A 21,551-nucleotide genomic window follows, 5' to 3' on the forward strand; every position below is an offset into this window, starting at 1 on the left:
TGGCCACTGCCCTCGCTGTGATCTCCTGGTACGGTAGTACGAGCGCCTTGTTTGGGCATATGCCTTACGGCTTCGGATTTGGGCGTTGGAGAATGTGTAACAGCTGCGGCGCCTGCCGTCGTAGGTGTTTGCGGAACTAAAGGGGTAGATCATGATGTTCCGCCTTCTTGGACCATTGGATGTTTGCGGTCCGGATGGTGCGTCGCTGCCGATAACGCAACACAAGCAGCGGACCTTGCTCTCGCTGTTGCTGCTCACTCCTGGGAACTGGGTGAGCACTGATCTCATCCACGAGACGCTGTGGGTGAGTGATTCGCCACGGAACGCGTTCGGGAATATGAAGACGTATGTGTCACAACTGCGTCGAAAACTGATTGATGCCAATGATCTCGAAAACCGGATCGAAAGTCGCGTTGGCGGATATCGAGTGTTCGCCGATCGGCACGAGCTCGACGTGTTCCTGTTCGAGGAAGCGGCGCGCAAGGGGCGAGAGGCGCTGCAGGACGGCGACCCCGGCAGGGCCATCGGACACCTCCAGGCCGCGCTCGACCTGTGGCGCGGTGAGCCCTTCGAGGAACTGCCGGTGGCCGTCAAGCAGACTGAGTCGACCAGGCTGGAGGAACATCGCTGGGCCGTTCGTGAGGACCTGATCGATGCCCACGTCGCACTCGGCCAGCATCATGTCGTTATTCCGACGCTGCGCGCGTTGACGATGGAGTATCCCACGCGAGAACACGTGTGGTACAGGTTGCTTGTCGCCTTGTGTCAGTCCGGGCGGCGCGCTGAGGCGCTGGCCGCTTACCAAACAGCATATCGGTTCCTTGCCGAGGAGCTCGGCATTGAGCCAGGCGCCGAACTGCGGCAACTGCACCAGCAGATGTTGACCGGCGATTTGACCGGACCGTTCCTCCGAGACCTGCGTCAACGCCAGTAGTGTCGCGCCTTACTTCCAGTGAGCCGGCAATGAACCATAGTCGGGTCAACCAGAATGGTCGGCTGAACCGCTCGTCGTCCATCGAGCCGCATCTCTCGCCGGCTGGTCCGATTTGCCTTCGTCCGATGGGAGGACGCATGAACGGTACGTTATGACAGGCCAGTGCTTGTGGCTGCCGACTCGTGAAGCTTCGGCATTGAACTCGCGCATTGTGCCTCCGAATGAATCGCCGGCGAATCGCCTTCGCCAAGGCCACCGGATGTCGTATCAAGGGTCGTGGCCGAGATCGCCCTTGCCGGCTCCACAAGCATCATTGGTGAAAGGCAACAGGAACATAGTGAGATGATGAGCTTCCCCGCATCGGCGCCCAGTGCCTCACGGTTCATGGCCTTGCCTGGTTCCGATGCCTGCGGCAATGCCACCGTGATGGTGCGTCAGGACGCACCGCTGCCGGTACCCCACGGTTCGGGCCGGCCATGGCTGCCAGGTAACTGGTCAGCGGAGGTAATCCGTGTGGCCGAGGTGGGGAGATCGCGCGTGACGGTGATGGGGTACTGCCCCATCACCGTCACGCGTCTGACTTGCGTTGTCGGCATGGACAGGCTGCACGCCGGACAGTTGGAGCGACGATGACCAGGCTGCGCGGGCATGTCGCCTTCGCTGAGACGGACTACGGAACAGCCTTGCTCGACGAGTTGAGTGGGGTGTACTGGCTCATCAGCTCGACTGGTGTGCTGGCATTGCGGGTGTTGCTCGACGGTGGCGACATCGACCAGGCGATCACCGAGGTGCTCGATCGCTACCTGGTGGATCGGGACACAGTGACCAGGGACGTGCACAACTTGCTGGCCCGGCTTCACGAAGCCGGGCTGGTGACCGCCTGAGCGGAACCCCGGCGGCGCCCGCCGCCGGACTGATCCAGCCGATGCTCGTGCGGCAGGTGATCGATGCCGCCCGGACCGGCGTCATCGCCAGGTGGGTGGCTGGAACGCGCGCTGGTCGAGGATCTCGTCATCCCAACCGATTCCAAGAAAGTACTTACCCTGCATAGCGCACTGGACAACGACCCTGACGACTGCCGAAGGTGGCCGGAAGGGCACACTCGGGACGATGCCACCTCCAGCAGCCGCCACGAACACCGCCGCGAGGGGCTACCGGATCTCCCCCAACTCCGTTAGGCGGTGCTGTGGATCGTGACGTTGCGCAGCGTCGCCTCGCCGCCGTGCACGTCGGCGTTACAGACGTTGATCTGGATGACCCGGCCCTTGCCATCCGTGACGTTGAAACAGTGGATGGTCGCGTTCGCGTCGCCACCCCGGACTTCGATGGTGATACCACGCCGGGTCGAGGAAGTGCCGTCCGGGTTGTGTATGACGACATCCACGCCCCGCATGCTCCAGGCCGCACCCGCTCCCGTGCCGCCGCAGTCGTCCCGCTGGTTCAGCGGATCCGAGACGATGTTGGCGCAGAACGCGTCAGCGGTCCCGTTACCGGCAGGCAAGGCCATGCCGGTCACCGATCGCGAACTGATGCTGCCATCGCTGTGGTGGTTGACGAGCTTGACGTTCTCAAGCAACAGCTGTCCGCCGTGAGCGATCGCCCAGCATTTGTTGAGCTGCCTTCCGCCAGGGTCGGGCGGACGGTGATCGTTGCAGTTCGCCTGGGCGACGCCGGGAGCTTTGTTCGTGCCGAACGCGGCGAGCACGGCGTCGTCGCCGCTCGCCGGTGCGGCGCTGCGGACATAGATGTCCACGTTCTCCAGAACCACGTTTCCTGCGACGGCCCTGGCGGTGCATTTGGTGCGCTGTATCGCGATGCCACGTTGACGCGCCAGATCCTGTGCTGCGGCGACGTTGCCGCAAACCATGGCGCTCGAGGCGTCGCCGCCAACGATCCGGATATCCGCGTCGCCGGCCGCAGCGGGTGCGGCCGTGGACAATCCGGCGCCGAGCACGGCGGAAACCACGAGCACGACGAGCGCCGCACGGGCGGGACGACGAGATCTGTGATCGCTCATGGCAGTCCGGCTCCTTCGCTGGCTGTCCAACCGGATGGGTCTTGGCCGTGGATCTCCATTGCGGCGCCCGTGGTGAGGTCTTCCAGTGCGACGAAGAACAGCCGGCTGGCCGCCAAGGTGCAGTCCAATCCTTGTGCTGCCGGGATTCTCACCGACAAGTCGAGGACACGCACACCGTCGACCGATCCGTCGTTCGCTGCTGTGTAGTCGGAAACGTCTTTCACCGTCCCGGTGGCGCGCACGGACATCACGACGGTGCCGGCCTTCTTGCACACCGCGTCGACCACGCCCCTCGCCGTCACCGAGATCGTCGTCGCCACGCCAGGCTGAAGACCAGTTTCCCGGAAGCTCACCGTGAGAACATCACCTTTCCAGCCGGCATGGGCATCGACAAAGCCGGTCGAGGCGTGGGCCTGGCCGGTCGTCGTGAACGCGGCGAGCACAATCACGGCCGGGACCAGCCGCCGCAACCGTGACATGAGCATTGTTCTTCCTCCTTTCGCCCGAGGATTCATCTGACCGCTGGTCCCCGCTCATGGTTCGGGAGCGTGATCACGCGTTCGCAATCGACGAACTCTGTCCCTCCTGTTCCGATACAGTGGTCGGTACCGTCACCCCCGCCTTCGAAGCCGATGCCGCTGGTGTCCAGGAGCACGTCGTCGCCGTCGTCGCCAAGGAGTTCGTCGTTGCCGGGCCCACCGACGAGGATGTCCCGGCCGGGTCCGCCGATGAGCACGTCGTTGCCATCACGGCCGAGCAGCACATCGTTGCCCGCGAGACCACAGATGATGTCGTCGCCCGGTGTGCCGCGCAGGTAGTCGTTGCCTGCTGTGCCGAGGATCGTGCACTTCGCCGGCGGGTTCGATGGCCCGGCAGTTGCTGGAAGCAAGCCCGATGAGGCGACAACAACGGCCAAGAGTTGTGCTGTCAGTGTTGTCATGTCATCACCTTTGTTCGTTCGGTGTGGCCTGCGAGCCCTCTCGCCAGACGAACTCGCAGGCCACAGTGGACAGGAGCAGGGGTGGTGGCTGGACGGTGCGCCGCCCAGTCCCGCTGCCTGTCCTAGCCGCCGAGCTGGATGATGACGATGTCGACGTTGTTCAGCTTGACGCTGCCTCCCTGCGCGTCCGCGGCGTTCTTGCAGGCGTCGACTTGTGCCGGCGTCGCGGTGCCCTGCAGGTAGTTCACACAGCCGGCGACCGCGGTGGCGTCACCGCCGGAGATCGCGATTTTGACGTTGTTGTGCGTCGTGCGTCCGTTGCCCTCCTGGTCGACGAACAATGAGACTTGCGCCAGCTCGACCGAGCCTCCGGCGGCACTGGCGAAGTTCTTGCATGCGTTGGACTGGGGTATCTTGTTCCTTTTCGCGCTCGCCTTCGCGTAGTTGACGCAGCCGCTGAAAGCGGCGGCGTTGCCTCCGTGAATATCGATTTTCACGTCGTTGAAGGTTCCGCTCTGGGTCGCGCTCGCTGGGTTGGATAAGCCCATCGCGAATACTGCTGCTACTGCGATGGCGGCACCGCGTCCGGCGCGGCCCATGTTTCGATTCATGACGTGTCCCATAGGAAATGACCTTCTCTCTGGAGAGAATCAACAATCATCGTAGAATTACGAATTCCCTGAAATCTGCGATGACCGCCCTGGCGGCCATCACCTTCCCGGCATCTCGCGGTTGACTTCCGCGTTCTACACCTTTTACCTGATGGTCGGCCTTCGGTAATGTCGAACGGTGGCGCAACGTGTCGGTGACGACAACTTGCCACGTATGTCGTGCCTCGGCCTGGAGGGGATAACTGGACAGCGTGGCCTGTGAGCCTCCTCTCCCCATAGGAGGGCTCACAGGCCACATGGAGACGGGGCAGCCATGGAGAACAGGGCGCTGGGGTCCGCCCGCCTTGTGCTGCCCGTCTTAGCCGCAACCGCCGAAGGTGACGGTGCCGCCCCCCGTGGATGTCGATTTTCACGTCGTTGGAAGATTCCGCTCTGGTCACGGAGGCCGGGGTGATAAGCCCAGTGTGAACGCTGCGGCCAATAAGAGGCCGCCGCGTTCAGTGCGGCTCATGATTCGACTCGTGAGATGCCTCACCGAAATGGCCCAACTCTCTGTGGAGAATCAACGAAACAACAATCGTTGTGAAATGGCGAACGAAATCGCCCTGTATGTCGTGACCGCCTCGGCGGCCACCACCTGCCCGTCGTCTTGCGGTTTACTTTCCGCGTTCCACACCTTTACCCGACGGCCGGCCGTCGGCAATATCGCGCGGTGGCGTAAAATGCCAGTGACGACAACTTGCCAAAGCGCGTCACACACCCACTGATGGCTCCTGGTCGGGTGCCGAGGGACGTGGAATGTGCAGCCGCACGGGTACAGCCGGACTCCCCGGAACGGATGTCGGCGAGGTCACTGGTCTGGCGAGATATCCGCGGTCGTATCCGTCTTGGAGGAATGCCGGGTCCTCCGCTGGTGTGACAGTCCGTTGGCGGATAGGCGTGTTTGTCCGGTATTCGCCTCCGCTATGTGTTGCGGGCAGCCGATGCGAGGGCCATCGTGGCACTCCTTCACGCGAACTTCACCAGGCGAGGAGAGTCATGCCTATCAGGCCACCGGCATCCGGACGCCTCGCGGGTCGGCCGCGGTCATCATCTACCGTCTCCACGCATGACGTCGATGTGGGGCTCGCCTGTAGCTGCGCGGGCGCGAGGCTGGTGGCGGGTGCGGCGGGATCCGGGCCAGGCCAAGTTCCTGACCATGGACTCGCTGCGGTGGGTGTTGCGCAACCGGGCCTACTCGCCGTGGTATCTGGTCAGGTACTGGCGGCTGCTGAAGTTCCGGCTGGCGAACCCGCACATCATCCTGCGGGGCATGGTGTTTCTCGGTAAGAACGTCGAGATCCACTGCCGGCCTGGCTTTGGCCGCATGGAGATCGGCCGGTGGGTGCACATCGGGGATGGCAACGCCATCCGGTGTCACGAGGGGTCGCTGCGGATCGGTGACAAGGCGGTGTTCGGCCGTGCGAACGTGGTGAACTGTTACCTGGATATCGAGTTCGGCGACGCCTCGCTGGTCGCGGACTGGGTGTACATCTGCGACTTCGACCATGTCACCGACGACATCCACCAGCCGATCAAGGACCAGGGCATTGTCAAGGCACCGGTGCGGATCGGCCCGGACACCTGGATCGGCACCAAGGTCTCGGTGTTGCGTGGCACCAGGATCGGCCGCGGCTGCGTATTGGGCGCGCATTCCGTGGTGCGTGGGGATATCCCGGACTACGCGATCGCTGTGGGTACGCCGGCGAAGGTCGTGCGTGACCGGCTGGCTGATTACGAGGCCAAGGCTGAGCGGCGGACTGCGATCGCGGACATGGACCGCAAGGCGCGCGAAGCGGTCCGCAAGATCCTTGAGGACTCCGGTGGTGACCACTGATCGTCCCGGACCTCAGCGACCCGAGCGATAGCTGGTCGTGACCTGTGAGGAGTGATATTCGTGGCACACACTGATGACGCGACCTCCGTTCAGCCGATCATGCGAATAACGTCAGGGTTGTGGATGTCCAAGACCTTGGTCGCCGCTCATGAACTGGACCTGTTCACCCTTCTGGCCGCCGCGCCAGGGTGCACCGTTGCTGAACTGGCCGACGCTCTGGAGCTCCACGAACGCCCGACCGAGCTGCTGGTGACCGCCTGCGCCGGACTGGGTTTGCTGGAACGGGACGGCGAGGGTTACCGCAACACGCCGGTGGCGGACAACCACCTTGTCCGAGGGCAGCCTGGCTACTTCGGCGCCTGGGTGGACATGCTCGAGCTCCACGACTACCCAGGTTGGATGCGGCTGGGCGAGGCGCTGCGCACCAACCGGCCAACGGTGTTCGACCCGGAGGAGAAATCGTCCCTGTTCGACAACCCGGACTCGGTCATGATGGAGACATTCTGGGACGCGATGTCGGCGATTTCCCGAGTGACCGCCCCGGTGCTGGGCCAGACCGTGGACTTCTCCGGCACCCGCGCCCTGCTCGACGTCGGCGGTGGTGGCGGCGGCCAGGACATCGAGCTGTGCCGGCAGTACCCGCACCTGCGGGCCGCGGTGTTCGACCTGCCTTCAGTGTGCGAGCTGACCCGCCCCAAGATCGAGGAGGCGAACCTGGCCGACCGCATCACCCTCGTCCCCGGCGACTTCTTCAGCACCGAGCCACTGCCGACCGGCTACGACACCATCCTGCTGTCGAACATCCTGCACGATTGGGCACCACCGGACTGCCACCGGATCCTTGACAAATGCTTCGCCGCCCTCGCCCCCGGCGGAGCCCTGCTCATCAGCGAACTGCTGGTGGCCGACACGAAGGACGGCCCCCTGGACGCGGCGCTGATGAGCCTGGCCATGCTCGTCGAGACCTTCGGCCGTAACTACACCGCAGCCGAGTACCGAGCGTGGCTGGCCAATGCCGGCTTCGCCGATATCCGGGTCCATCCCTTCACCGCACCTGGCGCCAACGGCGTGGTCCTGGCCCGCAAAGCCTGAACACTCGACGGTGACCGCCTGTGAGCCGTGGTGAAGAGTGCTTCCGTTGATCAAGTTCGCCGGGAGTCGTTGCGGGTGAGCCAGGTGGCCACCTGGGTTCGTGACGTGAGGCCGAGCTTGGTGAGGATGCGTTCGACGTGTCCTTCCGCGGTGCGCTGGGCGATCACCAATCTGGCCGCGATCTCCTTGTTCGTCAATCCTTGTGCGATCAGGGTGGCGACCTCCCGCTCCCGATTCGTCAGCACCGACGTGGCCGCTGGTGGCCCGGCGGGATCGGTTGCGCGTGTGGACGGCTTTTCGCCCAGTGCGTAGGCAAGGACCGCTTCTGGGCTCATCTGTGCGCCCTGCTGGATAGCGGTCTGGTAAGCACGTTCACCGAGGGCCTCGCGAGCTCGCGCCCTGCATTGCTTACCCTGGGCGATCAAGGAGGCGAAGCCCCACAGCGGCGTGCCGATCGGCCCCCACATCTTGTCCGCCGCCCCCTGCAGCACGGCCGCCCGGGTCCAGTCACCCTCCGCGGCGGCAACCCACGACAGGGGGTCCACGCAGAACGGGTAGCCCAACTGGTCGTTCCAGTCACGCTTGACGCGGAGGGAATCACGCAGGTAGGCCGCCGCTTGCGGGCGGTCTCCCGCTGCCCACCAGTTGCCGACACAGCACAGCGTCCAGGACATGGCCAAGCGGTCTCCCTGCCGCGCGCAGACGGCCCGGGACTCGTCGAGAACCGTCATGGCACGGCCGGAGTCTCCGGAGAGACCGGCAGTGAATACCTGCATCGGAAAAATGATCAACGCTTGGGCGGTCCAGCGGTTCGACGTCCGGTGGCGGGCCAGGGCATGATCAAAGAGTGACATCGCCTGCGGCAGGTCGCCGGACATCATTTTCGCCCAGCCCAGGATCTGGATCGCATACGTCAGGCCGGTCTCGTCGCCCAGCTTCTGGGTGAGGTTCCGGCCTTCTTCCACCAAGGCCAGACCGGCCTGGATGTCGCCCTGCAAGCAGGCGATCCATCCGTTGGTCCACAGTGCCCTTGCGCGTTCCCGGCTGGGTGCCGGGTCTGTCGCCAGCGCCCGGTCGAGCCAGTACCGGCCGTCCCGGACTGATCCGCAGGCGGCCCAGTAGAACCACAAGCAAGCGGCCAGCCGCAGCCCTTCCCGCTCCTGTCCGGGAACGGTCAGGCAGTAGTCCAGTGCCGCGAACAGGTTGGCCCGCTCAGCCCGCAGCCGCTCGGCCCACTCATACTGGCGCGGACCGCCTGAGTCCGCGTCGGCCTGTGCGGCCAGGTCCAGGTAGTAGTCGCGGTGCCGACGGCGCAGCAGAGCGGTGTCGCCGGCCTGCTCCAGCCGTTCCCGCCCGTAATGGCGGATGGTCTCCAAGATCCGGTAGCGCGATCCGGACGCGCGTTCCTCCCGAGTCAGAATCGATTTGTCGACCAGCCCGCTTATCGCCTCGAAGACCTCGCCGACAGTCAGCCCCGCATCGGCACACACGCCTTCGGCCGCATCCTCGTCGAAGTCACCTGCGAACACCGAACACCTGGCCCAGAGCAGTCGTTCCGGTTTCGAACACAGTTCGAAGCTCCACTCGACTGCCGCGCGCAGGGTTTGATGGCGTGGCAGGGCCGCGCGGCTCCCGCCCGTCAGGAGCATGAACCGGTCTTCAATCCGGACCAGCATCTCCTCCACCGACAACACCCGCAGCCGGACCGCGGCCAGTTCGATCGCCAACGGCAGCCCGTCCAGCCGTCGGCACAGCCGGGTCACCGCGAGCCTGTTGTTCTTGTCCAGGGTGAAACCCGCGACAACCGCGGCCGCTCTGTCCTCGAACAACGCCAGACCGTCATAAGTGCCCTTCGGTGCCTGCGCGCCAACGTTGGTGGGTGGCAGGGCCAGCGGTGGGACGGGCCAGAGATGTTCACCGGCTATACCGAGCGGTTGTCTGCTGGTGGCCAGCATGGACAACTGCGGGGCGGTGGTCAGCAAGCGACCCGCGAGGCTGGCGCAACCGTCCAGCAAGTGCTCACAGTTGTCCAGAATGAGCAGCAGACGCTTGTCCGCCAGGAACTCGACCAGCACAGTCGCCGGATCCCGGTGCGAATGATCGAGCAAGTCCAGCGCCGCGGCGACGGTCTGCTCCACCAGCGCCGGATCGCTGAGCGTGGCCAGCTCCACCAGCCACACCCCGTCGGGAAACGCCCGGCGAACCTCGCGGCCCACGTGCAGGGCAAGCCGGGACTTTCCCACCCCGCCCACGCCGGTCAACGTCACCAGCCGGGACGCGGACAGGACGCGTTTCACCTCGGCCGTGGCCTGCCGCCGACCCACGAAACTCGTCACGTCGGCCCGAAGATTGCCTGTCGCCCCTCGCGCGGGCGCCGTCCCGACGGGACCGTCCATAGTGGACTCTGGAGTTCGTCAGCCGGGGTGGACACCCACGGCGTCGCGGATCTGCGCGCCCAGTTTGGAGTCGGCCTCCCGTGCGCAGTGCGCACAGCAGTAGAAGCGGCCGGCCACTTCGACACCGTGGCCGAGGATCCGGCATTCGCAGTGCTCGCACACTGGGGCGAGTCTGGTGACCGCACACTCGAAACTGTCGAAGGTGTGCACGTTCCCACCGGCCGTGCGTACCTCGAAGGTCAGCCAGTAGTCGTTCCCGCACACGTCGCAGATAGCCATCGGGCGTGCCTCCCAATGCTGGGTTGTCCCGGTACCTGTCCACCCTGTGCTTCGAACGACGCGGGTGCAACGGTGGTGGTCTGGCGTCTGGTAGTCACTGACGAGGTTGCGCCTGCCCCTGTTGTTCCAACCTGCCGGGTTGCTGGGTCACTCTTGATGCGGATTCTGTGACAGGGCAGAAAGCCGAAACCCGTGACGGTACGTACCGGTTCGCGTCTCTTGGCGGGCAACCTTCCCGCCGAAGCCACCAGCTTTGTCGGTCGCCGTCAGGAGGTCACTGCGACGAAGCGGATGCTGCGCCGACATCGGCTGGTTACCTTGACCGGCGGGCCGGGGGTGGGTAAGACCCGGCTGGCCATGCGGGTGGCCGCGCGGCTGGCGGATGCTTTTCCTGGCGGGGTGTGGCTGGTGGAGCTGGCCGCGCTGGAGGATGACAAGTTCCTGGTCCAGGCGGTCGCTGACGCGTTGGGTATCCGGGATCAGTCCTCTCGGCCTGCGATGGACGTGCTGGTGGCGTTCTTGCACGACAAAGACCTGATGCTGGTGCTGGACAACTGCGAGCACCTGCTGGATGCGTGCGCGATGCTGGTGCACGACCTGCTGCGGGCGGCGCCCCGGCTGCGAGTGCTGGCCACCAGCAGGCAGGCGTTGCGGTCTGGCGGGGAGCGCCTGTTCGAGGTGCCGCCGTTGCCGACTCCCGACACCGAGACGCCCGTAACCACCCGCACACTGGCGCACAATGCATCGGTACGACTGTTCGCCACGCGGGCGGCGCTCGCCCGGCCCGGTTTCACAGTCGATGCGCGTAATCGCGCGGCGGTCGCTTGCCTGTGCCGGCGGCTGGAAGGAATACCGCTGGCGATCGAGTTGACCGCGGCACGTGTACGCGCATTGTCCCTGGAGCAGATCCTGACCCGGCTGGAGAACTCGTACTTCGAGCTGCTGGCGGAGGCCAGCCGGACCGCGCTGCCGCGGGTGCAGACGCTGCATACCGCGATCACCTGGAGCTTCGACCTGTGCTCCGAGCAGGAACAGAGGGTGTGGGCGCGGGCATCGGTGTTCACCGGCGGGTTCGACCTGCGGGCCGCGGAAGAAGTCTGTACCGGCACCGGTATCGCGCGACAGGACGTGCTGGAGCTGGTGGCCGGGCTGATGGACAAGTCCGTCCTCATCCGGATCGACCAAGGGGAGACGGCGCGGTACCGGATGCTGGAGTCCATTCGCCAGTACGGTGAGCAGCGACTGGCGTCATCCGGCCACCAAACGGCTGTCCGGCTGCGGCACCGGGACCACTACCGCCTGCTGGCCGAGCGGGCTGAGCGGGCGTGGGTGGGGCCGGACGAGCAGGCCTGGTTCGTCTGGTTCCTGCGCGAGCACGCCAACCTGCGGACCGCGCTGGAGTTCTGCCTGACCGAACCCGGCCAGGCACGGGCCGGGGTGGAGATCGCGGCCTGTCTGTGGAACTACTGGACTCTCTCCGGCTGGTTCAGCGAGGCCCGCCACTGGCTCGACAGCGCCCTGGAGGTGGACCGGGAGCCCAGCCCGGCGAGGGCCAAGGCCTTCTGGGTCAACGGGTGGCTCGCGCTTCTCCAGGCCGACTGGGCCGCAGGACTGTCACTGGCGCGGGAAAGCCGCGTCCTGGCCGAGCGGGTGGACGATGAGCACTCCCTCGCGCAGGCCATCCGGATTTCCGGGGTCTTCGCGTTCTTCCGCGATGACATCCCCCGTGCGGTGGCGCTGTTCGAGGACGCCCTGCCCGGCTTGTGGGCGACCGGGGACCGCGGCGGTGTCTGGATCAACTTGCTGCACCTGGTTGTGGCCACCGCGGCCAATGGTGACCCCGACCGTTCGGTCGACTGCGGCGAGGAGTGCCTGAGCCTGGTCGAGGACCGCGGCGGATCCATGTCCAAGTCATGGGCACTGTGGGTGTACGGACTTGGGCGGTGGATCACCGGCGATCGGCAGCAGGCCGACCGGCTGACCCGGGAAGCACTGCGCACCGGACGACCACTGGACGATCAGTGGGGTACGGCTCACTGCCTGGAAATACTGGCCTGGAACGCGGCAGCGGAACGACACAAGCAGCGCGCCGCTCGGTTGCTCGGGGCCGCCGACCGGCTCTGGCGGTCAACCGGATCCTCACCGGCCGAACTGCGGCACCTCGCCCCGGCACACGAACTCTGCCGGCAACGCACCCACCAAGCGCTGGGAAATGAGGCATTCACCGCCCTCTTCAGCGAAGGCACCCAATTCACCAGCGAGCACGCCATCGCCTACGCCCTGAGCCACCAGCCATGACCGAGTACAGCGTCGCCGTTGATGTCGGGGGCACGTTCACTGATGTCTTCGCCTGGAACCTGGATACAGGCGAGGCATACCGGCGGACCCAACTCGTTGCTGGTACGTCCATTGCCGGGCCCGCTGTCGTGCAACAGCTCGACGCGACGGTGTTCGTCCCCGACGGCGTGCCGGCCTCGGTCGACGGCAACGGAAACCTGATCCTGCGAGTCGGCGTGGCGACGAGTTGAAGCGCTATGCCAGAGGTGCGTGCGGGCAAGGCCGGGAATCTTCCCTCCGAGGTGAGCAGCTTCATCGGCCGTCGGCGGGAGCTGGGTGAGGTCAAGCGGCTGTTGGCGGACTCCCGGTTGGTGACGTTGACCGGTGTCGGAGGGACGGGTAAGACGCGGCTGGCCCTGCGGGTGGCGGCGGATGTGCGGCGTGCGTTCGCCGACGGGGTGTGGTTCGTCGACTTGGCCGAACTGCACGACCTGGCCCTGCATACCCAGGAAGTTCAGGACCCGGATGTGCTGGCGTTCCTGGTGGCGGCCGCACTCGGGTTGCGCGACCAGGGCGGGGCGCCGCTGCGGATGCTGGCCGAGCAACTCGCCGACTGGCGGCTGATGCTCATCCTGGACAACTGTGAGCATCTGTTGCCGGCGTGTGCGATCTTGACCGAGGAGTTGCTGCGGGCCTGCCCGCGGCTGCGGGTGCTGGCGACCAGCCGGGAACCGTTGACCATCGCCGGGGAGACGGCCTATTCCGTGCCGCCGTTGCCCGTCCCGGACCTCCGTCGTCGGCCCGGCCTGGCGCAGGTGAGCCGGTGTGAGTCGGTGGCGCTGTTCCTGGCTCGTGCCGAGGTGGTGGTGCCCGGTTTCGGTCTCACTGCGGGCAACCGCCGCGCGGTGGCCGATCTGTGTCGCCGCCTGGATGGACTGCCGTTGGCGATCGAGCTGGCCGCCGCCTGGAGCCGGGTGTTGTCGCCGGAGCAGATCCTCGATCGGCTGGCCGATCGGTTCTCGCTGCTGAGCCGGGCCCGGCGCGACGTGCCGCAGCGGCAGCGGACGCTGCGGGCGTGTGTGGATTGGTCGTTCGAGCTGTGTGCCAAGCCGGAGCGGGTGTTGTGGGCGCGGTTGTCGGTGTTCGCCGGGGGGTTCGAGCTGGACGCCGTCGAGGGCGTCTGCGCCGACGACAGCCTGCCCGATACGGACATGCTCGACCTGGTGACCGGCTTGCTCGAAAAGTCGATCCTGATCCGGGCCGACCAGGGCGATGGGTCGGCCCGGTACCGGATGTTGGAGACCATCAGCGGCTACGGCCAGGAAAAACTCATCGAGGACGGGGAGCAATCGCTGCTGCGGCAGCGGCACCGCGACTGGCACCTGCAGCTGGTGGTCCGCGCCCGCGGCGAGTGGGTCAGTGACCGGCAGGCCTACTGGCTGGCCCGGCTCGGCCGCGAGCACCCCAACCTGCGCGCCGCCGTGGAGTACTGCCTGGCCGAGTCCGGCGAGGCCGAGGACGCGCTGCGTATCGTGGCGACCCTGCCCCTGCACTACTGGTGGACCCGGGGCCTGTTCGGCGAGGGCCGGCGGTGGCTCGACCGGGCACTCGCCCAGGCCACGGGTGCCAGCGCGCTGCACGCCCGAGCACTGCTGGTCAACAGCCAGCTGGCACTCGCACAAGGCGACGCCGACACCGGAATGCGGCTGCTGGACCAGGGCGAGGACCTTGCCCGGCGCCTGGACAACGGCACCGAGATCGGCCACGCCGCCTACATCCGGGGACTGGGCGCGCTGTTCGCCAACGACCTGCCCCGCGCGATCGACATCCTGACACGGGCCCGCACGATCCTGTCCACACAGCCGGAGCCCGACCTGGACGTGCAGATGAACATGCTGATCACGCTCGGGGTGGCCGCCGGGCTGGCGGGTGAGCGGGAATGGGCCGACGTCGTCCAGCGGGAGATGCTGGCGGTCGCCGAGTCCCGGCAGGGAGCCCTCTACCGAGCCCTCGCGCTGTGGGGCGGCGCCGTCGCGGCCTGGGTGCAGGGGGATCTTCCCCACGCGGCCGCACAAGCGGTGGAGAACCTGCGAATCGCCCGGGCACTGACGCAGGAGAATCCATACAACCTGGCCTTGGGTCTGGAGACACTGGCCTGGATCACCGCCGGCCGGCAGCACTACCGGCGCGCCGCCACCCTGCTGGGCGCCACCGACAGATTCTTCGCCGACTCCGGCACCTCCATCGCCTCGATGGAACAATTCACCGGCCATCACAACGCCTGCGAACGGCAAGCCCGCGACGCACTTGGCGACGCGGCGTTCACCGAGGCCTTCCGCCACGGTCAAGCCCTCACCCGTGAGGACATCCTCGCCTACGCCCTCGAAGAGGAACACCGGCCTGCACCATCATCCTCGGCTGCTGCCACGCCGCTGACCCGCCGCGAACAACAGGTCGCCGGCCTGATCGCGCAGGGACTGAGCAACAAGAACATCGCCACCGCGCTGGTCATCGCCCAGCGCACCGCGGAAGGCCACGTCGAGCGCATTCTCACGAAACTCGGATTCACCTCCCGTGCTCAGGTCGCCGCTTGGGTCGTCGAGCACCAGGGTGCCGCTCAGGAGCCGCACTGACGGTGGTCACCGCACTAGCTGTATTGACCCGCAGGGTTGAGCGGTCGTGCAGCCCTTGATCGCCTTCGGCTCGCCGGCGGCGGATCCATTTGTGGGCTGTGGTGCGGGAGATCCCCATTTCGTCGGCGACGTGGGACGGTTGTTGGTCGTCTGGTCAATCACCGCCCGGGGGCTCGGCGGCGGGCCCGCCCTGGCGGGAGGAACCGTCCGTGGTCAGTTACGGCGGGCGGCCCAGACGGTGCGCTCGGTGCGTACCGTCAGGTCGTCGCGGCGCAGGATGCTGTGCGGGCTGCTGGTGTCGAGGAGTTGGTCGAGCGCGGTGAGGTCCTCGGGGGAGAGCCTGTCTGCGATGACGCTGCGGATGCGTTGTAGGACGCCGGTGGCGTAGCGGCCGATTGCTTCGCTGCGGGTGCCGTCGAGGTTCACGGCGATGGTGCGTTCGCCCTCGATGGTGAATCCGGCGGCGGTCAGCATCGGGCCCCAGTCGGCGCCGCGGTGGGGCATGTGTTCGGCTTGGCGGCGGTCGGCTGCGGCGTGGACGCGCTCTTCCAGGCCGGGCCGGTCCTCGGGGGCGTTTTCGGGCAGGAAGCGGGGATGGCCGGCCAGTTCGACGACGGCGAACAGGCCGCCCGGCATGAGCGTGTCGTAGACGGTGCGCAGCGCGCGGTCGGGGTGGGCCATGTGGTGCATCGAGGCCGACGCCCAGACCAGGTCCGGTGAGCCGAGGTCGGGCCAAGCGGTTTCGTCGAGGTCGGCCTGCACGGTGCGTATGCGCTCCTGGACGCCGAGGGTGCATGCCTTGGTGCGCAGGCGCTGAAGGTGTTCGGGGGATGCGTCGACGGCGGTGACGTGCGCGTCGGGGAAGCGGTCGAGGAGGGCGAAGGTGCCCGCGCCCGTACCGCAGCCCAGGTCCACGATGTGGCGTGGGGCGGTCTGCAGCGGCAGCCATGCGGTGATCGAGGCGGTGTGCTCGGCGAGGACTTCGGCGTCCAGGTCGAGGATCTCCGCCTGGCCGTCCATTGCGTGCTCGTGGTGGTGACCGTGCGAAGCGCCGTGGTGGGGGGTGTGTGTGGGTGCGTGGTTCATGCTCTTCACACTAAGACGGATATGCCCCTGCGGCACAAAGTGTCCCGGTCTACGCAAGATGATGGCCGGGGGTGCTGCCCGACGCGCAAGAGGTCATCGGTGCGGAGGTCGTCGCGCGGCCCGCGCAATCATTCGGGAGCGCCCTGAGCGTCGTCGCCGTTGTCGCTCTGGTGGCCACGGCGGGCGTCCCGGTCGAAGATGCCCAGGATCTCGCAGGGTCCGCCCTCGGCGCCGATCGCGTGCGGCATCATCGTGGGGAATTCGGCGGCCTGGTTGGTCTCGAGGCGGAAGCGGCGGTGGCCGAGCATGAGGGTCGCCGTGCCGGACAGGACGACGAGCCATTCACGTCCCGGGTGGGCGCGCATGCGGGCCGGGTTCTCGGGGGGTGGTTCGGTCATGCGCTGGCGCACCACGCTCATCCCGGGGTCGGCCTTTATGGTCCAGCGCATCCGGCCGTGGGTGCTGTCGATCGTCGGGCTGGTGACGACGTCGTCGGTGGCGGTCTCCACGAGCTGATCCAGGGTGGTGTCCAGGGCGCGGGCGAGGGTGACCAGCTGGTCCAGTGCGAGGCGGCGCTGACCGTTCTCGATGCGGCTCAGTGAGGACTGGCTGAGGTGGGCGCGGGAGGCCAATTCCTCCAGGGACCAGCCCTGCGCTACCCGCAGGGCGCGGATGCGTTTGCGTACGAGGCTGTCCAGGTCTCCATCTTCTTGCGTCATGAGCAACATTGTATGCCTTCACGGCAAGCCGGGCTTAGCGTCGTGTGCAGATGGCCGCGACGTCTGGGACCAGTGCACGAGAAAGGCAGGAGGCCATGGCTGTGACAACTTCTCCGTGCGCGAGTGACGCACTGCCCGGTGGGACCGTCGACACCCCGGTGCAGGAGGTCGTCAACAACGAGGACGGCACCCTCGGCGGGTTGCGCCTGACCGACGGCCAGGTCGTGGCCCGCCGCGTGATCGCGGTCGCCACCTGGATGGAAGCCCGCATCGAGGGCCTGGGTGGTCTGAAGCTGCCGGTGGAGGACCTGCCCGACAACATGGGCCGCCGCTTCGCCTCCGGCATGGCAGGCACCACCGAGGTGCCGGGCGTGTGGGTGGCGGGCAACGCCACCGACCTCGCCGCCCAGGTCGGCGCCTCCGCAGCGGCCGGTGCCCTGGCCGGCGCCCACATCAACAGCATGCTGGCCACCGCAGACACCAACGCGGCCCTCGCCGCAACCCAGGGCGAAACTCCCGCCCTCTGACATCCGGCTCGGCACCGGGGCCCGCACACCCTCGATGCGTGCGACGGCCCGGGGCCTCGCCCATCCCCCTTCACCCGGCGACCGGCCCTGCTCCGGCGCTGACTCGGCATGCCCATTTTGAGAGGAATCCATGAGTACGAACCAGCCCGTACAGGCCACGCAGGCCGACGACGGGGGTGCCCCTGATGCGCGTCAGCTGCGCTCGATCCTGATCACCGTCTCGATCGCCCTGATGGCGGTGATCGCCTCGGCGACCGGGCTGAACATCGCGCAGACCCACATGGCCGTGGAATTCGACGCTTCCCAGAGCACGGTCCTGTGGATCATCAACATCTACACCCTTGCCCTGGCTGCGCTGCTGCTGCCGCTCGGCGCCCTGGGTGACCGTCTGGGCCGCAAGCCCATGCTCGTCGCCGGACTCGGCGTGTTCGGCGTCGCCACCGTGGTCGCCGCCCTGGCCCCGACAGCGGAGGTGATGCTCGCCGCGCGCGTGGTCAGCGGTATCGGCGCCGCGATGATCATGCCGATCACGCTGGCCGTCATCACCTCCACCTTCCCCGAAGAGCAGCGCGGCAAGGCGATCGGCGTGTGGACCGGCGTCGCCGGAGGCGGCGGCATCCTGGGCATGTTCCTCGCCGCGCTCCTCGTCGACGTCGCCGACTGGCGCTGGCTGTTCACCCTGCCGGTGGTCCTGATCCTGGTGGCCCTGGCCATGACGCTGAAGTCGGTTCCCAACTCCCGCGAGACCTCGGCCCATCGATTCGACACCGTCGGCGCCCTTGTCTGCGTGATCGCCGTGACCGGCCTCATCTCCGTCCTGCAGGAAGGCCCCGAACGCGGCTGGACCGCGCCCGCGACACTGATCAGCCTGACCGTCGGCCTCGTCGCCGCCATCGGCTTCGTGGCCTGGGAGCTGCACCGCCGCGACGCCTCGCTGCTGGACGTGCGCCTGTTCCGGGAGCGCGGACTGTCGGGCGGCTCGCTCACTCTGCTGGTGGTCTTCGGTGTCCAGGCGGGCATCGGCGTGGTCCTCTTCCCGTTCTTCCAGGCCGTACTCGACTGGTCGGGCCTGCTGTCCACGGTCGCGATGATGCCCATGGCCCTCGCGATGATGATGGCCTCCGGCCTGGCCCCCAAGCTGGCCGCAGGTATCGGCGCACGCTCGACCATGGTCGTGGGCATCGCACTGGCCGGCGCCGGCATGGCGCTCATGGCGCTGTTCGTCTCCGTCAGCGGCGGCTACATCTCCGTCCTGCCCGGCCTGCTCGCCATGGGCGTCGGCATGGGTCTGTCGATGACCCCGTCCACGGAGGCCATCACCGCCTCCCTGCCGCGCGAGAAGCAGGGTGTCGCTTCCGCCCTCAACGACGTCACCCGCGAGTTCGGCACCGCACTCGGCGTCGCCCTGCTCGGCGCGCTCGTGTCCGCCGGCTACCGCAGCGCCATCGACGACAGGCTGCACGGCATCCCCCAGGGAGCCGCGGACACCGCCCGGGAAGGCGTCGCCAACGCCGTCGAGGCGGCGGGCAGCACCGGCCCGCACGCACAGGACCTGCTCCGCGCAGCCCACCAGTCCTTCGTCGACGGCTGGCAGCAGGCGATGTGGGCAGGCGCCGCCATCATGGGCGCCCTACTCGTCTACATCGCTCTCCTCGGCCCCAGGAACACCCCCTCCGCGGTCGCGGACGAGACAGACCCCGCTGAGGCTGTCGCCGCTGGCTGACCGCACAAGAGCCGGGTCACAGCCGGAAGCAAAAGACAGAACCACCCCGCCCACTGTCAACAACGCTCGTGGTCAATACAACTAGCTTCGCTGTGGCTCCAGTGCGTAGGCGATGGCCTCGTCGATGGTGAGGCGGGTTCCTTCGCGGAACGCGAGCGTGAACGTTTCGTCGCCGAGTGACTGGCGGGTTTGTTGCTCGCACTGGTGGTGGGACGGCGCCAGATGCCTGAGCGTGCCCGGTAGTACGCCGGTCGACCGCCAGATGGGGTCGGCTGCCCCGAGCAATCGGGCGGCACGTCTGTACTGTCCCTCGGCTGCCGTGATCCAGCCCAGTATCTCGATGCTGTGGACAAGGCTCCACCGGTTGGACGGCCGGTGGTTGATTCGGATGACTTCCCGGACCAGCCCGCCGGCACCCTCCCGATCGCCGATCAGCCAGCGACTGATGGCCAGGCCCCACAGTGCCCAGGACCTGGACAGGTGGGCGCGGGTATGAGAGAGGTCCACACACTCCTCGCCGAGGTCGACAGCACGCTGGGGTTCTCCGAGGATCGCGGTCATCCCGGCCAGTTGGAGCAGAGTGATCCAGACGCCACTGCGGTCGCCGGCCGCGCGGAAGCAGTCGAGCGCCTCATCGAGGAGCATGGCCCCGCCTGGGACGTCGTCCTGGAAGAACGTGGCCAGGCCGGCGACTCGCAGGGCGTGGCCGAGGGCGGATTCGGCGTCGAGCCGCTGTGCCGAGCGGCGGCTTTCCCCGACCATCGACAGCGCCGCGGCGGTGTCGGCCTGCATCAGGGCGAGCCAGGCATTGATCCACAGGGCTTTGGCCCGTGCCGGGCTCGGTTGCGGATTCGCCTCCAGCGCCCGATCGAGCCAGTAGCGGCCTTCGGTATGAGAGCAGGAGAGGAACCAGTAGATCCACAGTGCGGATCCGATGTCGAGCCCGGCCTTCTCCTCGGTGGATTCGGTCAGGCAGAACTCCAGCCCGGCCCGCAGGTTGGCGTGCTCGCACTGAAGCTGGGCGTAGTGCTCCAGTTCCTGCGCTCCCAGCCATGCCCGCTCGGCCTGCTTGGCCAGGCGTCCGTAGTGGTCCCGGTGCCGGGTCCGTACGGTCGTCCGGTGGCCGGACGACGCCAGTCGTTCCTGGCCGTACTGGCGGATGGGCTCCAGCATCCGGTAGCGCGCCATGGCCGTACCGTCCACCCGCGTCAGGATGGACTTGCTCACCAGGTTGTCGACGAGGTCGAGGACGGCCTCGCGGGCGATGTCCTCGCCGGCGCAGACGGTTTCGGCGGCGTTCAGGTCGAACCCGCCGATGAACTCGGATGCCCGCGCCCACATGTCCTGCTCCTCGACCGAACACAGGTCGAAGCTCCAGTCGATAGTGGCGCGCAGCGTCCGCAAGCGGGGTATGGAGGCCCGGCTTCCCTCGGCCAGGAACTCGAAGTAGTCGTCCAGCCGGCGCAGAATCTGGTGGACCGGCATCGCCCGCACCCGGACCGCGGCCAGTTCGATGGCCAGCGGGATGCCGTCCAGCCGATGGCAGATCCGGGCGACGGTGTCGCGGCTGCCGGCACCCACCCGGAAACCCGGCAGCGCGGCCGCGGCCCGCTCACCGAACAGGCGCACCGCCGCATATCGCGTCGGCCGGCGCTGTGCCTGGTTCAGGTCCGGCACGGGCAGCGGCGCCACCTCCAGCAGGTGCTCGCCGGCCGCTCGCAGCGCGTGCCTGCTGGAGGCCAGGATCCGCAGGTCCGGCGCCGTGCGCAGGAGCCTGTCCGCCAGGATCGCGCAGGCATCCACCAGGTGCTCGCAGTTGTCCAGCACCAACAGCAGCCGTTTGTCCTCGAGGTAGCCCGAGACCGTGTCCAGCAGTGGCCGAGCCGACCCATCCTGAATCCCCAGGACATCGGCGATCGTTTGGGGCAGCAGCTTGTCATCGGCCAGCGCCGCCAGTTCGACCAGCCACACACCGTCGGGAAACCCGTCGTGCAGCTGCGCGGCCACGCGCAGGGCCAGCCGGGTCTTGCCCACCCCAGCGGCCCCGGTCAGCGTCACCAGGCGGGCGGTCGACAGCAGGCGTCTGGCTTTGCCGACTTCTCCCCGCCGGCCGACGAAACTGGTGGTCTCGGCAGGAAGATTGCCTTTCGGTCGACGCGACCTGGTGCCGGTCATGTCGGGTTGACGAAGTTGCCGGATGCGGCTGACACGGGGTCGAGGATGCTGCGTACCCAACTCCTTCGGCAGGGGCCAGTGCCGGCGGACTCTCGTCAGCGGCCACAAGATGCCAGCGTGTGCCACATCGGTTGGGCCGGCCTGAGCCTCACCGAGGGCTTGACCGACAAGAAGGTCGCCGCGCCCGGCTGGTGATCGCCCAGCGCACCGCCGAGGCCCACGTCGAACGCACCCTCGCCGAACTCGGCCTCGCCTCGCGCACCCAG

The 21,551-nt window shown here is 67.2% G+C and carries 19 protein-coding genes and 1 pseudogene; 10 read left to right on the forward strand and 10 right to left on the reverse strand.

Going from position 1 to position 21,551, the window contains the following annotated elements:
• The first annotated feature begins 151 nt into the window (after positions 1–151).
• The 3 genes from JOF56_RS19370 (at position 152) to JOF56_RS19380 (ending at position 1,818) form a co-directional block, all read left to right on the forward strand.
• Positions 152–934, forward strand: coding sequence for an AfsR/SARP family transcriptional regulator (locus JOF56_RS19370; RefSeq protein ID WP_209640035.1), 783 nt, complete (start codon positions 152–154; stop codon positions 932–934).
• A gap of 276 nt (positions 935–1,210) precedes the next feature.
• A complete protein-coding gene (locus tag JOF56_RS19375; protein ID WP_209640039.1) occupies positions 1,211–1,567 on the forward strand; it encodes a hypothetical protein in 357 nt (118 codons plus the stop codon).
• Positions 1,564–1,818, forward strand: a complete 255-nt coding sequence (locus JOF56_RS19380) for a lasso peptide biosynthesis PqqD family chaperone (protein WP_209640041.1) — start codon at positions 1,564–1,566, stop codon at positions 1,816–1,818. The genes JOF56_RS19375 and JOF56_RS19380 overlap by 4 nt, the downstream gene beginning before the upstream one ends.
• Before the next feature lie 290 nt (positions 1,819–2,108).
• Here the strand turns inward: JOF56_RS19380 and JOF56_RS19385 are convergent, their stop codons facing one another.
• The 4 genes from JOF56_RS19385 to JOF56_RS19400 all read right to left on the reverse strand — a co-directional run bounded on the left by JOF56_RS19385 (position 2,109) and on the right by JOF56_RS19400 (position 4,514).
• On the reverse strand, positions 2,109–2,951 hold the full coding sequence (locus JOF56_RS19385; protein ID WP_209640044.1) for a hypothetical protein: 843 nt from the start codon (positions 2,949–2,951) through the stop codon (positions 2,109–2,111).
• On the reverse strand, positions 2,948–3,436 hold the full coding sequence (locus JOF56_RS19390; RefSeq protein WP_209640047.1) for a hypothetical protein: 489 nt from the start codon (positions 3,434–3,436) through the stop codon (positions 2,948–2,950). Before JOF56_RS19390 ends, JOF56_RS19385 begins: the two co-directional genes overlap by 4 nt.
• A 26-nt stretch (positions 3,437–3,462) precedes the next feature.
• Entirely contained in the window at positions 3,463–3,891 is a 429-nt protein-coding gene (locus tag JOF56_RS19395) for a calcium-binding protein (RefSeq protein ID WP_209640050.1), read from the reverse strand.
• 122 nt (positions 3,892–4,013) lie between these two features.
• Complete coding sequence (locus tag JOF56_RS19400) at positions 4,014–4,514, reverse strand: hypothetical protein (protein WP_209640052.1); 501 nt, start codon at positions 4,512–4,514, stop codon at positions 4,014–4,016.
• Positions 4,515–5,610: 1,096 nt separating this feature from the next.
• Between JOF56_RS19400 and JOF56_RS19405 the strand changes: the two genes are divergently transcribed.
• Positions 5,611–6,378, forward strand: coding sequence for an acyltransferase (locus tag JOF56_RS19405; protein WP_209640054.1), 768 nt, complete (start codon positions 5,611–5,613; stop codon positions 6,376–6,378).
• Between the two features lie 99 nt (positions 6,379–6,477).
• Positions 6,478–7,470 carry a methyltransferase gene (locus tag JOF56_RS19410; RefSeq protein ID WP_209648339.1) on the forward strand — a complete coding sequence of 331 codons (993 nt, stop codon included), beginning with the start codon at positions 6,478–6,480 and terminating at the stop codon, positions 7,468–7,470.
• A gap of 50 nt (positions 7,471–7,520) precedes the next feature.
• Here the strand turns inward: JOF56_RS19410 and JOF56_RS19415 are convergent, their stop codons facing one another.
• On the reverse strand, positions 7,521–9,806 hold the full coding sequence (locus tag JOF56_RS19415; RefSeq protein WP_307855158.1) for an ATP-binding protein: 2,286 nt from the start codon (positions 9,804–9,806) through the stop codon (positions 7,521–7,523).
• Between the two features lie 78 nt (positions 9,807–9,884).
• Positions 9,885–10,145, reverse strand: coding sequence for a metallothionein (locus tag JOF56_RS19420; protein ID WP_209640060.1), 261 nt, complete (start codon positions 10,143–10,145; stop codon positions 9,885–9,887).
• 192 nt (positions 10,146–10,337) lie between these two features.
• On the opposite strand from JOF56_RS19420, the gene JOF56_RS19425 reads away from it, so the two are divergent.
• From JOF56_RS19425 to JOF56_RS19435, 3 genes are read left to right on the forward strand one after another with little or no spacing between them, the layout of a single operon-like run.
• Positions 10,338–12,443, forward strand: a complete 2,106-nt coding sequence (locus JOF56_RS19425; protein WP_209640063.1) for an ATP-binding protein — start codon at positions 10,338–10,340, stop codon at positions 12,441–12,443.
• Complete coding sequence (locus tag JOF56_RS19430) at positions 12,440–12,673, forward strand: hypothetical protein (RefSeq protein WP_209640066.1); 234 nt, start codon at positions 12,440–12,442, stop codon at positions 12,671–12,673. The genes JOF56_RS19425 and JOF56_RS19430 overlap by 4 nt, the downstream gene beginning before the upstream one ends.
• A 6-nt stretch (positions 12,674–12,679) precedes the next feature.
• Positions 12,680–15,055 carry an ATP-binding protein gene (locus tag JOF56_RS19435; protein WP_209640070.1) on the forward strand — a complete coding sequence of 792 codons (2,376 nt, stop codon included), beginning with the start codon at positions 12,680–12,682 and terminating at the stop codon, positions 15,053–15,055.
• 19 nt (positions 15,056–15,074) lie between these two features.
• Here the strand turns inward: JOF56_RS19435 and JOF56_RS19440 are convergent.
• The 3 genes and pseudogenes from JOF56_RS19440 to JOF56_RS19450 form a co-directional block, all read right to left on the reverse strand.
• Positions 15,075–15,191 (reverse strand): annotated as a pseudogene (locus JOF56_RS19440) (helix-turn-helix domain-containing protein); the annotation flags it as partial.
• A gap of 77 nt (positions 15,192–15,268) precedes the next feature.
• Positions 15,269–16,141 carry a class I SAM-dependent methyltransferase gene (locus tag JOF56_RS19445; protein WP_209640073.1) on the reverse strand — a complete coding sequence of 291 codons (873 nt, stop codon included), beginning with the start codon at positions 16,139–16,141 and terminating at the stop codon, positions 15,269–15,271.
• A 128-nt stretch (positions 16,142–16,269) separates the two neighbouring features.
• Positions 16,270–16,860 (reverse strand): helix-turn-helix domain-containing protein, encoded by a 591-nt coding sequence (locus tag JOF56_RS19450; RefSeq protein WP_209640076.1) that lies wholly within the window; start codon positions 16,858–16,860, stop codon positions 16,270–16,272.
• 101 nt (positions 16,861–16,961) lie between these two features.
• On the opposite strand from JOF56_RS19450, the gene JOF56_RS19455 reads away from it, so the two are divergent.
• The gene (locus JOF56_RS19455) at positions 16,962–17,387 is read left to right on the forward strand and encodes a hypothetical protein (protein WP_209640079.1); all 426 of its coding nucleotides are present in this window, start codon (positions 16,962–16,964) and stop codon (positions 17,385–17,387) included.
• Positions 17,388–17,517: 130 nt separating this feature from the next.
• Complete coding sequence (locus tag JOF56_RS19460; protein WP_209640083.1) at positions 17,518–19,110, forward strand: MFS transporter; 1,593 nt, start codon at positions 17,518–17,520, stop codon at positions 19,108–19,110.
• 81 nt (positions 19,111–19,191) lie between these two features.
• Here JOF56_RS19460 and JOF56_RS19465 read toward each other — a convergent pair whose 3' ends face one another.
• Positions 19,192–21,285: an ATP-binding protein gene (locus JOF56_RS19465; RefSeq protein WP_209640086.1), complete on the reverse strand. Its 2,094-nt coding sequence runs from the start codon at positions 21,283–21,285 to the stop codon at positions 19,192–19,194.
• Positions 21,286–21,551: the final 266 nt, after the last annotated feature.

The organism is Kibdelosporangium banguiense (assembly GCF_017876405.1).
GTDB classification, from domain to species: Bacteria; Actinomycetota; Actinomycetes; order Mycobacteriales; family Pseudonocardiaceae; genus Kibdelosporangium; species Kibdelosporangium banguiense.

What these genes read in the sequence shown, in the direction of transcription:
- JOF56_RS19370 (WP_209640035.1), top strand. Translation starts at nt 152, where the DNA reads ATGATGTTCCGCCTTCTTGGACCATTGGATGTTTGCGGTCCGGATGGT.
- JOF56_RS19380 (WP_209640041.1), top strand. Translation starts at nt 1,564, where the DNA reads ATGACCAGGCTGCGCGGGCATGTCGCCTTCGCTGAGACGGACTACGGA.
- JOF56_RS19385 (WP_209640044.1), bottom strand. Translation starts at nt 2,951, where the DNA reads ATGAGCGATCACAGATCTCGTCGTCCCGCCCGTGCGGCGCTCGTCGTG.
- JOF56_RS19390 (WP_209640047.1), bottom strand. Translation starts at nt 3,436, where the DNA reads ATGCTCATGTCACGGTTGCGGCGGCTGGTCCCGGCCGTGATTGTGCTC.
- JOF56_RS19395 (WP_209640050.1), bottom strand. Translation starts at nt 3,891, where the DNA reads ATGACAACACTGACAGCACAACTCTTGGCCGTTGTTGTCGCCTCATCG.
- JOF56_RS19400 (WP_209640052.1), bottom strand. Translation starts at nt 4,514, where the DNA reads ATGGGACACGTCATGAATCGAAACATGGGCCGCGCCGGACGCGGTGCC.
- JOF56_RS19405 (WP_209640054.1), top strand. Translation starts at nt 5,611, where the DNA reads ATGACGTCGATGTGGGGCTCGCCTGTAGCTGCGCGGGCGCGAGGCTGG.
- JOF56_RS19410 (WP_209648339.1), top strand. Translation starts at nt 6,478, where the DNA reads ATGCGAATAACGTCAGGGTTGTGGATGTCCAAGACCTTGGTCGCCGCT.
- JOF56_RS19420 (WP_209640060.1), bottom strand. Translation starts at nt 10,145, where the DNA reads ATGGCTATCTGCGACGTGTGCGGGAACGACTACTGGCTGACCTTCGAG.
- JOF56_RS19430 (WP_209640066.1), top strand. Translation starts at nt 12,440, where the DNA reads ATGACCGAGTACAGCGTCGCCGTTGATGTCGGGGGCACGTTCACTGAT.
- JOF56_RS19435 (WP_209640070.1), top strand. Translation starts at nt 12,680, where the DNA reads ATGCCAGAGGTGCGTGCGGGCAAGGCCGGGAATCTTCCCTCCGAGGTG.
- JOF56_RS19445 (WP_209640073.1), bottom strand. Translation starts at nt 16,141, where the DNA reads ATGAACCACGCACCCACACACACCCCCCACCACGGCGCTTCGCACGGT.
- JOF56_RS19450 (WP_209640076.1), bottom strand. Translation starts at nt 16,860, where the DNA reads ATGACGCAAGAAGATGGAGACCTGGACAGCCTCGTACGCAAACGCATC.
- JOF56_RS19460 (WP_209640083.1), top strand. Translation starts at nt 17,518, where the DNA reads ATGAGTACGAACCAGCCCGTACAGGCCACGCAGGCCGACGACGGGGGT.
- JOF56_RS19465 (WP_209640086.1), bottom strand. Translation starts at nt 21,285, where the DNA reads ATGACCGGCACCAGGTCGCGTCGACCGAAAGGCAATCTTCCTGCCGAG.